Source organism: Parabacteroides goldsteinii DSM 19448 = WAL 12034 (genome assembly GCF_000969835.1).
GTDB classification, from domain to species: Bacteria; Bacteroidota; Bacteroidia; order Bacteroidales; family Tannerellaceae; genus Parabacteroides; species Parabacteroides goldsteinii.
In genome coordinates, this window is sequence record NZ_KQ033912.1 from 2,355,976 (window position 1) to 2,374,690 (window position 18,715).

At 40.9% G+C, this 18,715-nt stretch carries 8 protein-coding genes; 6 read left to right on the top strand and 2 right to left on the bottom strand.

Going from position 1 to position 18,715, the window contains the following annotated elements:
* The first annotated feature begins 154 nt into the window (after positions 1-154).
* The 3 genes from HMPREF1535_RS08665 (at position 155) to HMPREF1535_RS08675 (ending at position 6,834) form a co-directional block, all read left to right on the top strand.
* Positions 155-3,679, top strand: a complete 3,525-nt coding sequence (locus tag HMPREF1535_RS08665) for a TonB-dependent receptor (protein WP_082207530.1) — start codon at positions 155-157, stop codon at positions 3,677-3,679.
* 25 nt (positions 3,680-3,704) lie between these two features.
* Complete coding sequence (gene nanU, locus HMPREF1535_RS08670; protein WP_046145881.1) at positions 3,705-5,240, top strand: SusD family outer membrane lipoprotein NanU; 1,536 nt, start codon at positions 3,705-3,707, stop codon at positions 5,238-5,240.
* Between the two features lie 160 nt (positions 5,241-5,400).
* Entirely contained in the window at positions 5,401-6,834 is a 1,434-nt protein-coding gene (locus tag HMPREF1535_RS08675) for an alpha-L-fucosidase (protein WP_046146475.1), read from the top strand.
* A gap of 68 nt (positions 6,835-6,902) precedes the next feature.
* Here HMPREF1535_RS08675 and nadB read toward each other — a convergent pair whose 3' ends face one another.
* A complete protein-coding gene (gene nadB, locus HMPREF1535_RS08680) occupies positions 6,903-8,471 on the bottom strand; it encodes an L-aspartate oxidase (protein ID WP_046145882.1) in 1,569 nt (522 codons plus the stop codon).
* 203 nt (positions 8,472-8,674) lie between these two features.
* On the opposite strand from nadB, the gene HMPREF1535_RS08685 reads away from it, so the two are divergent.
* On the top strand, positions 8,675-9,370 hold the full coding sequence (locus HMPREF1535_RS08685; protein WP_046145883.1) for a TapB family protein: 696 nt from the start codon (positions 8,675-8,677) through the stop codon (positions 9,368-9,370).
* An 88-nt stretch (positions 9,371-9,458) separates the two neighbouring features.
* Here the strand turns inward: HMPREF1535_RS08685 and HMPREF1535_RS08690 are convergent, their stop codons facing one another.
* Positions 9,459-13,403, bottom strand: a complete 3,945-nt coding sequence (locus tag HMPREF1535_RS08690; protein WP_046145884.1) for a two-component regulator propeller domain-containing protein — start codon at positions 13,401-13,403, stop codon at positions 9,459-9,461.
* Positions 13,404-13,727: 324 nt separating this feature from the next.
* On the opposite strand from HMPREF1535_RS08690, the gene HMPREF1535_RS08695 reads away from it, so the two are divergent.
* Positions 13,728-16,937, top strand: coding sequence for a SusC/RagA family TonB-linked outer membrane protein (locus HMPREF1535_RS08695; RefSeq protein ID WP_009860414.1), 3,210 nt, complete (start codon positions 13,728-13,730; stop codon positions 16,935-16,937).
* 12 nt (positions 16,938-16,949) lie between these two features.
* A complete protein-coding gene (locus HMPREF1535_RS08700; protein ID WP_010801137.1) occupies positions 16,950-18,710 on the top strand; it encodes a RagB/SusD family nutrient uptake outer membrane protein in 1,761 nt (586 codons plus the stop codon).
* Positions 18,711-18,715: the final 5 nt, after the last annotated feature.

An 18,715-nucleotide genomic window follows, 5' to 3' on the forward strand; every position in this document is an offset into this window, starting at 1 on the left:
TTGACGCATAATCCGGCGAAAATGTCAGCATGCTGACAACCTAGCAAAAATTAATCAGTACTAACATTTCAGATAATACAAAGTTATGAAAAAAAAATCTACAGGGGGATGTTATGCCCTGTTATTAAGCGAATTTAAACACATTTTTAGAGTTATGAAGTTATCCTTAATTTTTTTACTATTATGTGGTTCAACAATCTTTGCCAATAATGTAAACTCTCAGACTGCATGTGTCAGTATTGAGGCAAATAAGTTACAGGCGAAAGATGTTATTAAGCTGATAGAAGAGCAAACAGATTATCTTTTTGTTTATAATAACGAAAAGGTCGATCTGAGTAAGACGGTCTCTTTGAACGTCCGTAATAAGACTGTTGCAGAGGTTTTGAATAATATATTTGAGAATTCGGATATTACTTATGCAATGGAAGGCAGTAATATCTTGTTAATGAAAAAAGTATCCTCTCCCCAGCAAAATGTCAGAAGTATTAAAGGGCTCGTAAAAGATCAGTTTGGAGAACCCGTTATCGGTGCGAATGTTATAGAGAAGGGAACAACTAACGGAACCGTTACTGATTTGAATGGGAGCTATCAGCTTTCTCTTACTGGAGATAATGCTGTTGTACAGTTCTCATACATTGGTTACCGGCCACAGGAAGTCCCTGTGGGAGACAAAACAACCATCAATGTTGTTTTGTCTGAAGATACAGAGCAGTTGGAAGAAGTTGTGGTAACCGGTTATGGAGGTATGCAAAAACGTACAACGTTGACCACTGCTATTTCAAAGTTGGATAATAAAGCATTGGAGAATGTGGCGGTATCAAATGCTGCCCAGGCTTTGCAGGGAGGTGTCAGTGGTTTGCGTGTTGTGAATACTTCAGGAAGACCGGGGGAAGCACCGAATATCGTTTTGCGTGGTGGCGCAACAATAACAAATGATCCGTCATATAACCAGGCTCTTGTTGTTATCGATGGAATTGTACGATCCCTGAATGATGTCAATCCGGCTGATATTGAATCAATCCAGGTTTTAAAAGATGCAGCTTCTACTGCCATTTATGGAGCACGTGCTAACAGTGGTGTAATTTTGGTTACTACCAAAAGGGGCAAGGCAGGCAAAGCGACTGTGTCTTACAAATTTAAAGGAGGTTTGACCTTTGCTCGTAAAGGTTATGAGTTCCTTAACGCGAGAGATTTTATTCATTATAACAGGTTAGGTAATAAAAATGCGGGTAGAACATTAGCGGATGTGAATAGAACTTCAGGATATGGACCTAATGCCGGAGATTGGTTTTCAATTCGCTTTTTGTCGGATGAAAATGAGCATCTTTTGCAAGAGGGCTGGGAACAAATGACTGACCCGTATGATGAGACTACCCAGTTATTATTCAAAGACTATAGTGGCCAGATTATGAAAGAAGCATTTAACGATCCTTCTTTTACCCAAGATCATTATGTGGATATAACAGGAGGAAATGACAAAGCTTCTTTTCTGGCATCTTTTGGATATTATAAGGAGGATGGCCAGGTTGTAAGTACCTCTTATGAAAGGTTTACTGGTAATGTTAACGGCTCGTATAAAGTTCGTGATAATATCAATATAAATGCAGGAGCAACTTATTCTTTTTCCAAGAAACCTGGATTGTGGATGAGTGAGGCACAGTTATTTTACCGTACTATGAGTATATGGCCGACTGTAAGCCCATACGATGAAAATGGAGAACCGACATCCGGTATTGGCTCTTCTGATGGTAATCCGCTATATTGGAAAAATAAATTGCAGCGTATAAACAATATACGTAAAACAACTTTCAATATAGGAGGTACCTGGGAAATTATTCCCGGCGTGTCTTTGAATGAAAATAGTTCTATTTATTATATTGATAATGAACAGGAAGATTTTGATAAAAAGTTTAAGTTGTCAAGTAGCGGATCTCCCAATGATACAAGATCTGCGCGTGCCATGTATGAGCGTCAGTTTCAACAACAGCATAATGCAACTTTGACATATGCTAAGTCATTTGTTGAAAAGCACAATTTAGATGTAATGATCGGTGGTGAATTGTTTGATTATAGTCGTTTTAAGCTTCAGGCAAAAGGAAAAAAAGCGCCGAGTGATGACATACCTACTTTAAATGCCTCCAGCGACAGAACAGAGGTATACTCTTATAAAGATGGTTACCGTATGATGTCTGCTTTCGGGCGTATCAATTATAATTTCAATTACAAATATTTGTTCTCTGTAGTGGCTCGTTATGACGGAATCTCTAAATTGAGTGACAATCGTTGGGGATTCTTCCCCGGTGTTTCAGCCGGATGGAATTTGCATGAGGAAGACTTTTTTAAAGATTCAAAATTATCCTCTGTTGTGTCAAGTGTAAAACCTCGTATTAGCTATGGTGTTAATGGGAATGTTGCCGGATTAGGTAATTACGAAGTCTATGGGGAGTATGGGACACAGACTGCTTATGATGGAAATATCGGTTTTCTGAATACAAAACTTATTAATGGAGGTCTTCGTTGGGAAAAGAGTAAATCGTTTGAAGCTGGATTAGATTTCGGGCTTTTTAATAATCGTGTCAATTTCATTACAGATTACTATAATAGAACGACTACTGATTTGTTGACTAATTTGGCTCTTCCGGGATATACAGGATTTGGTAGTATTCGGACAAATTTAGGGTCATTACGTAATCAAGGATTTGAAGCAGAGGTAAAAGTTAACATTCTTTCTAATCCGAAAGCTTTTATCTGGGATGTTTCTTTCAATGCTTCTTTTGTAAAAAATAAAATTATAGAGTTGCCGGAGAATGGTAATCAGAATAATCGTCAGGGCGGCCTGCAAGTATATGATCCGAAATCCGGAGAATATATTTGGGTAGGCGGTTACCAGGAAGGTCAGACTTTAGGAGATGTATATGCGTTTAAGCAGGAACGGATATTTAGAGACTGGGATGATGTAAAAGCAAATGCGGGTGATCGTTATGATGCTGTTGCAGAATTGTACGGTCCTAATAAATGGGCACAAATGAGTGAGGATGAAAGAAAAGGCAAGCGTCCGATTGAGCCGGGAGATGTACTGTGGGCAGATTTGGATAACAATGGAGTTATCAATCAATATGATCAGGTGAAAATTGGAAATGTATTCCCCAAATGGACAGGCGGTTTCTCTACCAATCTGTCATATAAAGACTTTTCTTTGTTTGCCCGTTTTGATTATTCATTAGGCCATGTTTTGTATAATGACCTTAAAGCTCGTTCATTGGGTCAGTATCAAGGATCATTCAATATAATCAAAGAAGTGAAAAACAGTTGGAGTCCGGATAATCCGAATAGTGATCTTCCCCGGTTCTATTATGCAGATCAGTCTATAAAAAGAAATATAACACGTTCTAATGTTGCCCGTGCTAATATTAATAGCAACAATTCCAGTTTCTACGAGAAAGGAGACTACTTGGCATTAAGAGAAATAACTCTGAGTTATCGTTTGCCTAAAAACTGGATAGAGAAGGCAACTTTGAGTGATGCTTCTATTTACATTACCGGACAAAATCTGTTTTATATTACCGGCTATAGCGGGATGTCTCCTGAACCGTCGATCAAAAAAGATAATGCCGGTGTGGACGAGGGAAGATATCCGATGCCACGTACGGTTCTTTTAGGAGTCAGCGTTTCATTTTAATTACTAACATAAAAATAATACAGACATGAAAAATAGATATTTATATTTGACTTTTATTGCTTTCCTGTTGTTGGGAAGTTGTGATTGGCTTGATACAACACCTGTGAGCTCTATTTCAGACAAACAATATTGGCAAACGGATGATCAGTATGATGCCTTTATGATGGGTATCCATGCACGTTTCAGAGATCATTCTTATACATTTTTTGTATTGGGAGAAACTAGAAGTGATGTTTTTGGAGATCCTCCAATAGGTGGAACGTCTTCTCAGGATTTGGAGCGGCTTCCTTTTAATACGATGAATGAAGAAACGCCTTTAGTTTCAAACTACGGGAGTTTTTATGAAAATATCAATCAAATTAATTTGATTATCGATAAAGCTATTGAAACGACCGCTATATCAGAGGCAAAAAGGGATTATTATTTAGGGCAGGCATACGGATTGAGAGCTTATTATTATTTTCATTTATTGCGTAGCTGGGGAAGTGTTATAATTACTACAACTCCGACTTATTCCCTGGATGTAAGTAACCTGGCAAAACCGGCTTCATCGGAAGTAGATGTAATGAAACAAATAAAGGAAGACCTTGACGCATCGTTGAAACGTTTTGGTACTGATTATACGATTAAAGATCAAAAATCTCAATGGTCTAAGGCTGCCAGCCTTATGTTGCAGGCGGAAGTCTATTTATGGTCCAGCCGTCAGATGAACGGAGGAACGAATGACGCAATGATCGCAAAGAATGCATTAACCGATATTCAAAATAATATCTCAGACCTCGGACTTATGGATAACTTTGTCGATGCTTTTGCATATGGTTTGAAAGGAAATAAAGAAATTCTTTTTGCCGTTCGGAATAAATTGAATGAGACTTCGTTATGGAATGGGAATTTTGGTGGTAATTTTCTTCCTCATTCGAATGGATTGAATACCTATTACGATATAGCTACAGGCGAACTATTTGATATAGTGAAGGAGAATCGATTTGGATTAGTGAGATTGGGTATAAGGAATGCCAATCTTGACCGTTATGATGATGCGGATAGCCGGAAACAGGGTACCTTGAAAGGAGTTTATAATAAGGATGAAAACGGGAATTTTGTTTTAGTTGGTGTTTTCACTTACAAGTATCAGGGAATTCAGGATGTTGGTGATAGTCGGTCTTTGAATGATGATTACCCTATTTATCGTTATGCCGATTTATTATTATTGTTGGCTGAAGCAAAGTCTTTGTTGGGTGAAGATCCTTCGAAAGAGATTAATGAGGTGAGAATGCGTGCTTATGGAAAAAATTATAAAGAATCTGTTTATGGTTATCCCCATCAAGCAATTGATTCAGATGTCAATGAGGCTATTCTTGAAGAGCGTTTTAAAGAGTTTATAATGGAAGGAAAACGTTGGTATGATTTACGTCGTTTTGGAAGTCAATACGTATTTAAATATACCTGGGCTGAAAAAGGAAATGAACAAAAGCTGTTATGGCCGATTGACAGAACTACATTGACTAATAATACTGCTTTGAAACAAACTCTGGGGTATGAACCTGCAGGTAGTAAATAAGTTTTCTATAATTGATGTAATTATTTATTAGTAAAAAGGGAGGTGAATCAAAAAAGCTATTACCGAATACAGACTTTTTTGACACCTCCCTCATTATTATTGTTAAAGAAGAATGAGTATGAGAAGATTGAGTTTCGTTTTTTCTTTTTGTTTATTGGGGATGATAATATCTGCCCAACCTTATAAACCGGATTGGAAGTCTATAGATAAACGGTCTGTTCCTTCTTGGTTTGAGGATGCCAAACTGGGCATTTTTATTCATTGGGGATTATATTCAGTTCCGGCATGGTCGCCTAAAGGCACTTATTCGGAGTGGTACAAGTATTGGTTGGATAATAAGAAATTGTTCGGTAATGGCGATTTTAAAGGTACTGAAATATACGACTACCATGTAAAAACGTATGGAGAGGGGTTTACTTATGCAGATTTTGCTCCGTTGTTTAAAGCTCAGGACTATGATGCCAATGAATGGGCTGCTTTATTTAAAGAGGCGGGAGCCAAATATGCAGTGTTGACAACAAAGCACCATGATGGTTTTGCTTTATGGCCCAGCAAAGAGGCTTCTCGCGATTATGGGAGACCTTGGAATAGTATGGAGATTGGCGCTAAGAGAGATTTGGTCGGAGAATATGTCGAAGCTATTAGAAAAACAGATATAAAAGTAGGATGTTATTTCTCTTGTCGCGAGTGGGATAATCCTTTATATTTCCCTGAGACAATGGATCTCTATGTTGACAGGCACTTTTATCCTCAGTTGAAAGATCTGATTAATCGTTATAAGCCGGATCTTCTGTGGTCTGATGGTCCGGACGATATTAGTGATACGGTTTGGAAGACAAAAGAATTTTTATCGTGGTTGTATTCAGAATCTGTTGTAAAAGATAGTGTTGTCGTAAATGACAGATGGGCTAAATTCTCGGATGGTAAGAAACATGGCGATTATTATACGCGTGAATACAGTGCCAATGATGCTGTTTTTGATAAGCCTTGGGAAGAATGCCGTGGTATGGGATTTTCTTTTGGGTATAATCAAAATGAAGATTTGGAAGATTATGCAACTCCTCAGGCGTTGATATTGACATTGGTTAATATTGTTAGCAAAGGTGGTAATCTACTTCTGGATATCGGACCGACAGCTAATGGGAAAATACCTCCGATCATGCAGGAACGTTTGTCCCAAATGGGTGAATGGCTGAAAATTAACGGAGAGGCTATTTATGGAACACGTCGGTGGAAGCATGTAGATCAGTGGTCTAGTGGTGACAGAAACTGGAAATATAATGGGAAATATTATGTAAGTGGCAATGCTATACTTAAGCAGACTGTTGATCCGGATCCGGGTTATGCGGTACAAGAAGTTTTCTTTACATCTAAGGGTGATAATATATATGCAATCTTGCCAAAGTATCTCAAAAGTATTGTTTTAAAAGACATTTACTCTACATCGCAAACAAAAATATCACTACTGGGATGTGATAAAGAGGTAGAATGGAAACAGGAAAAGGATAATATCCGGATAACAATGCCATTTTTGTCTTTTGAAGAACTTTCCTGTAATTATGCCTGGACGCTCAAACTGGAAAAGGTGAAGTGAATAAGTAAATATGTCAGAAGTCTCAATCTGTGTATTATGTTGAGACTTCCGACAGTAATTTTTGATAGTTATTTCTTTACCGGCGGATAATCCAACGTATAATGCAATCCACGGCTCTCTTTTCGTTCGATGGCCTGGCGCATGATTAAATAACCTACATTAATCATATTACGCAGTTCGCAGATATCTTTCGAAGCTACCGAGCGTTTGAACAGGCTCTCCGTTTCTTCATAGATGATGTCCAGACGGTCCCAGGCACGTTTCAGGCGCAGGTCGGAGCGGACGATGCCGACGTATGTACTCATGATTTGTCCTACTTCTTTCACGCTTTGGGTGATAAGGACCATTTCTTCCAGAGAGGTCGTGCCCTCGTCGTTCCATTCCGGGATGTTTTCCTGATACTTCAATGAATCAATGATTCCCAAACTGTGCTTGGCTGCTGCATCGGCATAGACAACAGCTTCGATCAGTGAGTTGGAAGCCAGACGGTTGCCGCCATGCAGACCGGTGCAGGAACACTCGCCTACCGCATAGAGACGGTCGATAGAAGAACGTGCATCCAGATCGACCTTGATACCTCCGCACAAGTAATGGGCGGCAGGAGCTACCGGGATATAATCCTTGGTAATGTCGATGCCCAGGCTCAGGCATTTCTCGTAAATATTCGGGAAATGTTTCTTTGTCTCTTCCGGGTCTTTGTGTGTAACGTCCAGATATACATGGTCATCTCCACGGGTATCCATCTCGTTTTTAATGGCGCGTGCCACAATATCGCGGGGAGCCAGTGAAAGACGTTTATCATACTTCTGCATGAACTCTTTTCCGTCCAGCGTACGCAAAACACCGCCGTAACCACGCATCGCTTCCGTAATCAGGAAGGAAGGGCGGTCGCCCGGATGGTACAAAGCCGTTGGATGGAACTGTACAAACTCCATGTCCTTAACGGTCCCTTTTGCACGGTAAACCATCGCTATGCCGTCGCCTGTGGCTACCAACGGATTGGTCGTTGTCTGATAAACGGCACCTACACCGCCGGTTGCAATCAGCGTTACCTTGGAAAGGAAGGTGTCGATTCGTCCGTTCGGGTCCATGATATAGGCTCCGTAGCATTCTATATCCGGTGTCTGACGGGTGACGGTGACACCCAGATGGTGCTGCGTCAGTATTTCGATTGCGAAATGATTCTCAAATACGGTGATGTTGGGGTGCTTCTGGATGGCCTGAATCAGGCTATCCTGTATTTCGGCACCTGTATTGTCTTTATGGTGCAGGATGCGGAATTCGGAATGTCCCCCTTCACGGTGCAGGTCGAAGTTGCCTTTCTCGTCTTTGTCGAAGTCTACACCCCAACTGATTAGCTCTTTGATTTGCTGAGGGGCGTTGCGCACGACCTTTTCCACGGCATCGCGGTCGCTGAGCCAGTCGCCGGCTATCATTGTATCTTCAATATGTTTGTCGAAATTATCAACAATCAGGTTCGTTACCGAGGCGATGCCTCCCTGAGCGAAATATGTGTTAGCTTCTTCCAGATTAGTTTTGCATACCAGGGCTACTTTTCCCTTGCTGGCAACTTTAAGTGCGAAACTCATTCCTGCAATACCGGAACCTATCACTAAGAAATCGAATCTTTGTACCATAAGACATTACTGTTTAGATCGCCAAAGTTAGGAATTAACTTTTATGGTTGTACCCTTCGATGCCCCCTTTCCTTATAAATAAGGGCGAAATAGGCATTCTTTTGCTATTTTTAAAAGAAAAGCCATAAACATTCACAGGTTTCCCCTGTTTTAACTACGCATTGGATATCCGGCTTATTATTAATACTTAAACGTTTTGAAATATGAAATCTAAAGTTTTACTGGTAGCTTTGGCCGCTATGTTGGCAGGCGGGGCTATGGCACAAGATTGTACATTCTTTTTCCCTACGACAAAAGGTACAAAACTGGTGAAAAAGAGTTATGACGGCAAAGGAAACCTGTCAGGTGTGATGACTTATGTAGTGGATGAGGTGGAAAGTAAACAATCCGGCCTGGAAGTCGAAGCCGATTACGTGTTCGTCAATAATAACGGGACAGTTATCGATAAAGGCGAACTGGAGGCTTTTTGTCAGGATGGCGAATTCTTTATGGATATGAAAGAGGTGCTGTCCAATCCATCTTTTGTTACTACAACGAATACCGCAGTGGCGGCTACAGATGCCGTAATCAATTATCCGAGCGTAGCGCAGGGAGCATCTTCGGATGATGTCTATTTCGACGATGCCGTGATCAACATTTATTCGAAGAAGAATCGTAAGGACAGAAAGAACATTTCTATTTACGACCGCGAATATGTGAAAACCGAAGAGATCACCACTCCGGCAGGAACATTCGATTGTACGAAAGTAAAATTTAAAATCAAATCACGTTCCCCGAAAGAAACAATCGAAGGTTACGGATATGAATGGTATGCTCCCAATATCGGGGTAGTCCGTACGGAGCAATACAATAATAATAATGTATTACAATCTTATTCCGTACTCGAAGAAGTGAAATAAGTAAAATATATTCCTTTTTGGAATTGTTTGACCGGTTTAAGTGGATACGCTGTTGCTGTGAAGCGGCGGCGTATTTTCTTTTCCCCTGTCAGCTCTCTTTCCTTCTGTTTTCTTCTTTAAATTGGGTTGGAGTCATTCCTTTAACTTGTTTAAATATGGTACTGAAATACCGTTGATAAGTGAAACCTACTTCATATGATATTTCCGATATGGTCAAATCCGTTTGTATAAGCATCAGAGAGGCTTTCTCTATACGGATTTTATTGATGTAATCGTTAACGCCCATACCGGTCAGAGCCTTTACCTTATTATATAAGGAAGCACGGCTCATGGTCATCTTTTTCATCAGATAGCTTACATCGAGGTCCGGGTTGGCTAGGTTGTTATCTATCAGTTCATTCATCTTTGACATGAAGTGTTCATCCGCATTGCTGATCGTGACTTCCTGTGGCAGGAGCAGGGTAGAAGATTCCTTATATTTTTGTTTGACGGCTTCCCGGCTTTTCAGCAAATTAAGAATGATAGTCAGCAGGAAGTCTAACTCAAACGGTTTCGGGATATAAAAATCCGCACCGAGCTTATATCCTTGTGCAGTGCTTTCCTGATCGCATTTGGCTGTCAGCAGGATGATGGGGATATGGCTGATTTCAATATCGTTTTTTATATTCTTACAGAGTTCATAGCCGTCCATTTGGGGCATCATGACGTCGCTGACGATGATATCCGGTTGTTTGGCTTTGGTTATTTCCAGGGCGGCAAGACCATTTTCTGCGGTATAAACCTGCTTGAATATATCTTTGAACGAATCTTTCAGGAAAAGGCGGAGTTCATCTTTATCTTCTACGATGAGTAAAGAATATCCCGCGCAGGAAATTCCGGTCGCGGACAAGTCTAACGGTATAGATAGATTTTCGCTAATCTCTGTTTCCTGTACCTCTTGCTGTCCGGAGTTGATGCTATCGGTCAATGCGGGTAACTCATAATAGAATGTAGCTCCTCTGTCCGGATTGTTATAGGCGCCTATCCGCCCTCCATGCATTTCAATCAATACTTTGGCATAAGATAAACCGATTCCGCTACCGCTCTTATTATGTTCACCTTGATAAAAACGGTTGAAAAGCTTTTTCGGGTCCACATTTTGCAGACCGATACCCTGGTCTGCGACGGCGACTCTGACATAGTTATCTATTAGTTGGGTCGATATTGTTATTTGTGTCTCCGGTTCACTGAATTTGAGGGCGTTCATCAGTATGTTGGAAAAAATAGTCTGGCATTTCCATTCATCGAACCAGATTGATTCAATCTGAGTATCCAGCTGATATATCAGCTGGATACTCTTTTCCTTTAATTCAGTATTGAAATCTTCGGAGACGGATACTATCCATTTATTTAATGGATGAGGCTGTTTCTGTAAAGACTTCTGCTCCGTTTTGATACGGTTCAGGTCGAGAACCATGTTAATCAGGTTTTTCATTTTTCTCGACTGTTTGTAAATAGTATTTAACTGTCCGTGAATAACTTCGGGAGTCAGATTCTCATGGCTGGTGTCGATAAGTCTTTTCAACGGGGCGTAAATGAGTGTAAGGGGAGTCCTGAGTTCATGACTTATATTGACCAGGAACTGTATCTTTTCTTCGTTCATGGCCTGTTCATGTTCTTTCATTTCCCATTTCAGTCGGTTTTCTTTTTTCTTCAGGATAATATATACCGTGACGGTAATAATTCCTAAGATTAACAGAATTATGCTGAAAATAAAAAGGTTACTTTTATACCAAGGGGGAGTGATATGGAGTGTGAGTATCTTTTTGGGTTGGCTCCATATCCCGCTTTTCGTATTGTAGGATGCAATAATCGAATAACTTCCCGGGAGTAATACCGGTAGGTTTAGTTTGTTATTATAAGATTCGATGTATTGCTCGTTTGCCCCTTCTATTTTGTATCGGAACATTGTTTTTCTGAATATATCTTTCTGATTTATATTGAATACGACCGATAGAGATGTATAATTCCAGGGAATTGCAACCGACCGGTGAGTCGTGTTGAATTGTTTCAGATAGGTACTCCCGTTGAATAGAATATCGGATAAATCAATTTCCGGTTGAAGATCGTCATTATAGGAAATATTCTTATCTATTTTTACCAGTCCGTCGGTTCCTGCCAGGTAGATGTTATTTGTTTTGGACTGTTCCTGATACATAAACAGGATTTCATTCGGCGAAAATCCATCGGATTCGCTCCAGATAATAAATCTCCCTTCATCGATAACATACGAAAAGAGCATATTCTGTGCACCTATCCAGAGACGCCCTTTATCGTCGAAGAAAAGATAAGACACGTTATTGAAAAGCCGGGTATTGATTCGGTGTAATACTTTCTCGTTCAGATTGTAATAACTGAGTCCCTGGTCGCTTCCTATCCAGACGGTCCCTTTTTTGTCATAACACAGGGTATGGATCGTTTCGCTTGGTTCAGTGGTGAATAGAAGGGACAGGCTGTCGTTCTTTTGTAATGTCTGTAAGACATAATTCTCTTTTATCATGAAAATAAGCGAATCGTCCGCATAGGTCAGATTCAACGCTTCCAGGGAGAAATCGGTTTCTTTTGTTTTTAGGGTAGAAAAGGTCTTTGTTTCAGGATAGTAGATACGTGCACTGAGCGACAGAATATATATTTTGTCGTTGCTGACTTTATGCGCCAGGGGCATAAAGCCGTAATAACATTCTTCTGTATTGATCTGGTCGTTGACAATGGTAAATGGGGTGTATTTTCCCGTTTGCTTGTTGAAGACAACTATTCCCTGGTTAAATAACGAAACCAAAAGCTCCGTGTCGGATAAGCCGGTGATGGAAGTCACCTTATCGCCGTAGGTGGAGGTGAATTGTTTGAATGTATCGGTAAATGGGTTGTATACATTGATTCCTCCGCCGTCTGTCCCGATCCATAAAAGACTGTCATTGTCTTCGTACAGGCTGGTAATGGCTTTTTCGCTTAATCCGTTGGTGTTGTTTAAGGCTACGTCTTTGAATGTCTTGATATAAGTTTCTTTAATTCCGAATATACCGCCTCTCACGCTCCCTGCCCAGAGGTTATTTTCATTATCCATATAGAGAACAGTGATGGAATTGACGGGAAGTGAATTCACATCTCCCGGAATGTGTTGTAAGACGGTAAAATCTTTTGTGTCGGGATGATAAATATTGATTCCTCCTCCGTCTGTCCCTATCCATATGTTTCCGTCTTTTTCCAGAATACTGAGAATGATATTGTTACTGAGTTTAGAGTCTTCACTTTTATAGTGGGCGATCAATTTCCCTTTCGGATCGTAGCAGAAAAGTCCCTGTCTGTATGGTGACAGGTAAATATATCCTTTTTCATTGATAAAAATGGCGGATACGGTATTGGTAAACGGCAACGAGTTATCTTTATAAATTTCGTTTGTCGTATAATTATAGGTGAGCAGCCCATGTTTTTTTGTATTCAGTAATACTTTATTTCCTTCTATCTTTAATATGTTGAGAATGGAGTATTCTCCGGTTTCCCGTAGGTGATTTTCCGTATGGAGAAGGATACGTTCGGTATTTTTGTTTTTGTAGTCGAATCGGTAGAGTGTTTTTTCTCCTCCGAAAAGAATCCCTCCGGGTATACAGAGATAAGAAAATATCTTTTCTTTTATGATCGGGTCGAAGTGGTTATAGTCCGGATTATATTTAACCAGTCCCTTGTTAGTAGAAACCCAAAGATTATTGAGTGAATCTTCCGCAACAAACTGTATGTGGTTACCGGGAAGCGAATATTTATTGTCTTTTTCGTTGAAGAAGCTTTTTAGCTCATGTTGGTCGTAGCAGTTTAATCCGGATTTTGTTCCTATCCATAATATTCCTTTATGATCACATAGAATAGAGTTGATGCTCGATTGTGATAATCCCTGCTCGATTGCTATTTGTTTGAAGTAATAGCTGGCGTTGTTACATTGTCCGATACCAGGTAAAAGACAGAGTAGAATAATATATGCTATGTGTGAAAAAAATTTCATAATTCAGTTTTACTTTTTTTACAAATATACGGCTAAACAATGAATTTCCCAACAAGGATAATAGCCTGAAGAGTGAATTTGTACTCAAAACTATTGATTGTTATCTGCTGATTAATAAATGATTATACGATAGAGGAATACTTTTAGACAGGATTTGACGCCCTTTTTGAAAGCAGACTATACATTTGTCGGTATATCTTAAATTTGAAATCAGATGAAAAAAAATGTAATTATTATGCAGAAAGGACCACCTCCGTCTAATCGACGGACTCTTAGAAAAATGATTGGTGAATTTGACTTTAAACTAAAAATACGATTAAACTTATGAATCAAGTACAGGCTAAGTATAAGCTGGTAGGTAGTCCCCTTCAAAAGGTCGGCGTACTGTTGCTGCTTATTTTGTTTATACGACCAGATGTACAGGCTGAAGCTAACAATCCAGCCTTTGCTTCCGGTCCGGATAGTAATGTCCCGTCTATAACCCAGCAAAAAGGACAAAAGAAGCTGGTAAAGGGAACGGTCAGCGACGATGCTGGCGAATTAATGATAGGAGCCACGATTTCTATCAAAGGAACGACCCAGGGAGTTCTTTCTGATATGAATGGAAATTATGAAATTGAATGTACGGATAATGATATTCTTCAGGTTTCTTATCTGGGTTATACGCCTCAGGATATAAAGGTTGGTAACCGAAAAGTCATAGATGTTATTTTGACTTCCGATAATGTATTGCTGGAAGAGGTGCAAATTATCGCTTATGGAACCCAGAAGAAACTGACTGTGACCGGCTCTGTTTCTTCGATAGACACAAAAGATTTGTTGAAATCGCCCACGTCCAGTATCGGTAATATGCTGGCCGGTTCTGTTTCGGGTATTTCAACCGTTCAGTATAGCGGACAGCCCGGAGCTGAAGACCCGGAAATATTTGTCAGAGGTATTGCTTCTTTGGATGGCGCCCGCTCACAACCATTGATTCTGGTGGATGGGGTGGAACGTTCTTTCTTCCGCATGGACCCTAATGAAATAGAGAATATTACTGTTTTGAAGGATGCTTCGGCAACGGCCGTATTCGGTGTACGGGGTGCGAATGGAGTTATCCTGGTAACGACACGCAGAGGAAAAGAAGGACGTACGGAAATATCGCTGTCTTCTTCAGTCGGTATCAGTGAAGCGATGCGTGTTCCGGAAATGATGGGGAGTTATGACCATGCCAAATATTTCAATGAAATGCAATTGAGCGACAATCCCGATTTAGGTCCCAACGATTTGAGATTCTCGCCTTATGTATTGGATATGTTCCGGACGAATGCCGATCCGATCATGTTCCCGAATACGAACTGGGAAGATTTGATGTTTAAGAAAACATCTTTGCAAACCCAGCATAACCTGAATATCTCGGGAGGAACGAAGGATGTGAAGTTTTTTATTTCCCTGGGTTATCTGTATCAGGATGGTTTGCTGAAGAGATTTTATGAAAGTTATAATCCGAACTATAAAAATAATCGTTATAACTACCGGGCGAATCTCGACATTAACGTAACTAAGAGCACTACTTTGAAATTGGGGTTGGGCGGACGTCTGGAAACAAAGAAGGATCCTAAATTCGGCGAACAAAACAATTTATGGATGGAGATTCTCCGTGTACAACCATTCTCCAGTCCGGGCTTTGTAGATGGAAATCTGGTTCAGATTAAGAACCGTTATATCCCGATGACAATGCGTAACCTGTTCTCCATGTATTATGGAAAAGGATATACAGAGGCTTCGCAAAATACGATGAATCTGGATATGGATTTAACACAGAAACTGGATTTCATCACCAAAGGTCTTTCTTTTAATATTAAAGGAGCTTACAATACCTCTTATACGGGAAGTAAATCATGGAACGGCTCGATGGAATCGTATACTCCGGTCTACAAATCCAGTCTGACCGATCCGGGATTGGCTATTGATGATCCTAATTTTGATCATACGATTGTGTATCAGCTTGAAGGTACAGCGAGTGCTTTGTCTGCGTCGGAGGACTGGAGTACCAAAACGCGTGACTGGTATGTAGAGGCCAGCTTACGTTACGACCGTACTTTCGGGGATCATAAAGTCGGCGGCTTGCTCTTGTATAATATGACCAAACAGTATTATCCCAAGGCTAATACGGATATCCCGAAAGGATATTTGGGATTGGTTGGGCGCGTCACCTATGCTTATAAAGACCGCTATCTGGTCGATTTCAATGCCGGTTATAATGGTTCGGAAAACTTTGCTCCGGGTAAACGGTACGGATTTTTTCCGGCTGCCTCACTCGGTTGGGTGATATCGGAAGAGAAGTTTATGAAGCAGGTAGATTTTATCAGCTTCCTTAAATTAAGAGCTTCTTACGGTCTGGTAGGTAACGACATATTGAATGAATATAAACGTTTCTTGTATTTGCCGGACTCATATTCAGCCAGTTCGGGTGGATATTATTGGGGAGTGAATACTCCGCAGGCTTATCCGGGCGCATCGGAACTGATTTTGGGAAATCCGGATGTTACCTGGGAGAAGGCTGCCAAACAAAACTACGGTTTGGATATGAATCTGCTGGATCAGCGTTTGAATTTCTCTCTGGATGTATTTTTTGAGAAACGTAAGGATATTCTTATTCAGCAAAATACAGTTCCGGGATTCGTTGCAGCCGACCTGCCTGCTGTCAATTTGGGTAAAGTGAACAATAAAGGATATGAAATCTCTTTGGGATGGAACGATAAAATTGGCAGCAAGTTCCGCTACTGGCTGAAAGGAAATGTCTCTTTTTCCAGAAATGAGATTGTTTATAAAGATGAAATTCCACAGAATGAACCTTATATGTATGAAACAGGACGTTCTATCGGTTTGAATTACGGATATGTTTTCGATCGTTTCTTCGAGGCAAAAGACTTTAATGAGGATGGTTCGACAATCACGGGAATCCCTACGCAGTCGGGAACATTCAAGCCAGGTGATATTCTGTTCAAAGACCTGAATAATGACGGAGTAATCGATGGGGATGATAAAACTTATTTCGGTTATGGAGAAAATCCCGAGTATATTTTCGGTCTGAATGCCGGATTTGAATATAAAGGTTTTGACTTCTCGATGAATTGGACAGGGGCAACTAACGTTTCCAGACGTTTGGAAGAAGACTTTACCCGTCCGTTCAATACCGGTGACGCTCCCCTGATGAAATGGATGGTCGAGGAACGTTGGACAGAAGAGAAAGGACAATCGGCCCAATTCCCGCGTTTTACTCAAACCAACAGAATGCATAATTCGCAAATGTCGGATTTCTGGGTGAGAGATGCCTCTTATCTGCGTTTGAAGAACCTGGAGATAGGATATACGTTGAATACGGATGTGTTGAAGAAAGTCGGTATTCAGAAACTCAGGGTGTTTGCCAACGGATATAACCTGCTGACATTTGACCATCTGGGATTTATCGACCCGGAATCAAAAATCAGTAATAAGAACAAGTATCCCAATACGCGTATTTACAATTTTGGAGTGAATGTAAATTTCTAATGATACAATAGTATGAAAAGATTATTAATACCAATATCTATAATAGCCGCCTCTTTCTATTTCGGTTCATGTAACGACTTGAAGATAGGCGATGATTTTCTGGAAAAGGCTCCGGGAGCTGATGTTACCCTGGATACGATTTTTGCCTCCAAGCAGTATGCCGAACGTGCGCTGGCTGCGGCTTACAGACATTTACCTTATGGGGTTATGTACAGTTGGGACCCTGCCGAAGACAAACTGGGAGTGGATCTGCTTGAATCGACAACCGACCTTTGCCAGTCTTATCTGGGATGGGGATGTGGTGCGGAACGCCATTATTATAACGGACAATATAATGCTTCGGTTGCCGACACCTATGATGTAATGTATGCTTACACAAAAGAACGCAGTTGGGAAGCCATCCGTAAAGCGTATATTTTCCTGGAAAACGTAGACAGGGTACCGGATATGACAGCAGAAGAAAAGGCTATCCGTAAGGGTGAAGCCAAGATGGTGATAGCAGTACAGTACACTCAAATGATGCGTCATTTCGGCGGCTTGCCTTTGATTGATAAAGCGATTTATCCGGGCGATGACTATAATTATCCGCGTGAAACCATTGAAAAGACGGTTAATTTTATCGTCAATTTGTGTAATGAAGCCGCATCCGTACTTCCCTGGCAGGTATCGGTGGAAGAAGACGGGCGCTTCACCAAGGCTGCTGCACTCGGATTAAAGGTGCGTGTGCTATTATTTGCAGCTAGTCCTTTGTTTAATGACAACCAGCCTTATCTGGATGGCGAAGCCAGTACGAACCTGATGGTTTGGTATGGAAATAAATCCGATCAACGCTGGCAGGATGTTGTGGATGCCTGTAAAGAATTCGAACAGGCGAACAACTCGGGTTCTTATAACTACCAGTTGGTTGAGACAGGGGATTACCGGCAGGATTTTCAGGATGCATGGTATAAAAGAAGAAACGGTGAAGTGCTGATATCTACGCGTGTAGCTTATACTTGCCCGGATATTTGGGATGGAAATTTTTATTTTATGCAGTCGGCCGGCTGGTATGGTTGTAGCTGTCCGACATTGAATTATATGGATATGTTCGGTAATGCCGACGGAACGTCTTTTAATATAGACTGGGATAATATACCGCAGGGCGTCAATCCGTTCGATGGCAGAGATCCCCGGTTGTATGAAACTCTTGTTATTAATGGCGACAAATGGCAGGGACGTACGGCTGAAACCTATATCGGCGGACAAGAACAGAATACTGAAAATTCGACGCGTTGCCGTACCGGTTCCGTTATGCGTAAATTCCTTCGTGAACATGATTATGCCACTCTGACCGGTTCGGTTATTCACTGGCCTTACTTGCGTCTGGCTGAGATTTATCTGAGCTATGCGGAGGCTTTGAATGAACTCGGACGTACGGGTGAAGCTTATGAGTGGGTAGACAAAGTCCGCGGACGGGTCGGTTTACCGAAGTTGCAGCGTAATCTGTCACAGGAGCAATTCCGTGAAATGGTACTGAATGAACGTGCCGTGGAATTTGGTTTTGAAGAGATCAGATGGTTTGACCTGGTCCGCTGGAAACGTGCGGAAGATTTTACCAAACCTCTGTACGGTGTAAAAATCTGGCGTCAGGCAGACGGTTCTTATAAATATGAAAAATGGCAGTTGGCCGAACGTTACTGGAAGAAGAACTGGTCGCCCAAATGGTATTTGTGTGCATTCCCGCCTGAAGAGATTAATAAAGGTTATGGATTGGTCCAGAATCCGGGATGGTAATTCAT

What these genes read in the sequence shown, in the direction of transcription:
- HMPREF1535_RS08675 (WP_046146475.1), top strand. Translation starts at nt 5,401, where the DNA reads ATGATAATATCTGCCCAACCTTATAAACCGGATTGGAAGTCTATAGAT.
- nanU (WP_046145881.1), top strand. Translation starts at nt 3,705, where the DNA reads ATGAAAAATAGATATTTATATTTGACTTTTATTGCTTTCCTGTTGTTG.
- HMPREF1535_RS08690 (WP_046145884.1), bottom strand. Translation starts at nt 13,403, where the DNA reads ATGAAATTTTTTTCACACATAGCATATATTATTCTACTCTGTCTTTTA.
- nadB (WP_046145882.1), bottom strand. Translation starts at nt 8,471, where the DNA reads ATGGTACAAAGATTCGATTTCTTAGTGATAGGTTCCGGTATTGCAGGA.
- HMPREF1535_RS08700 (WP_010801137.1), top strand. Translation starts at nt 16,950, where the DNA reads ATGAAAAGATTATTAATACCAATATCTATAATAGCCGCCTCTTTCTAT.
- HMPREF1535_RS08665 (WP_082207530.1), top strand. Translation starts at nt 155, where the DNA reads ATGAAGTTATCCTTAATTTTTTTACTATTATGTGGTTCAACAATCTTT.
- HMPREF1535_RS08685 (WP_046145883.1), top strand. Translation starts at nt 8,675, where the DNA reads ATGAAATCTAAAGTTTTACTGGTAGCTTTGGCCGCTATGTTGGCAGGC.
- HMPREF1535_RS08695 (WP_009860414.1), top strand. Translation starts at nt 13,728, where the DNA reads ATGAATCAAGTACAGGCTAAGTATAAGCTGGTAGGTAGTCCCCTTCAA.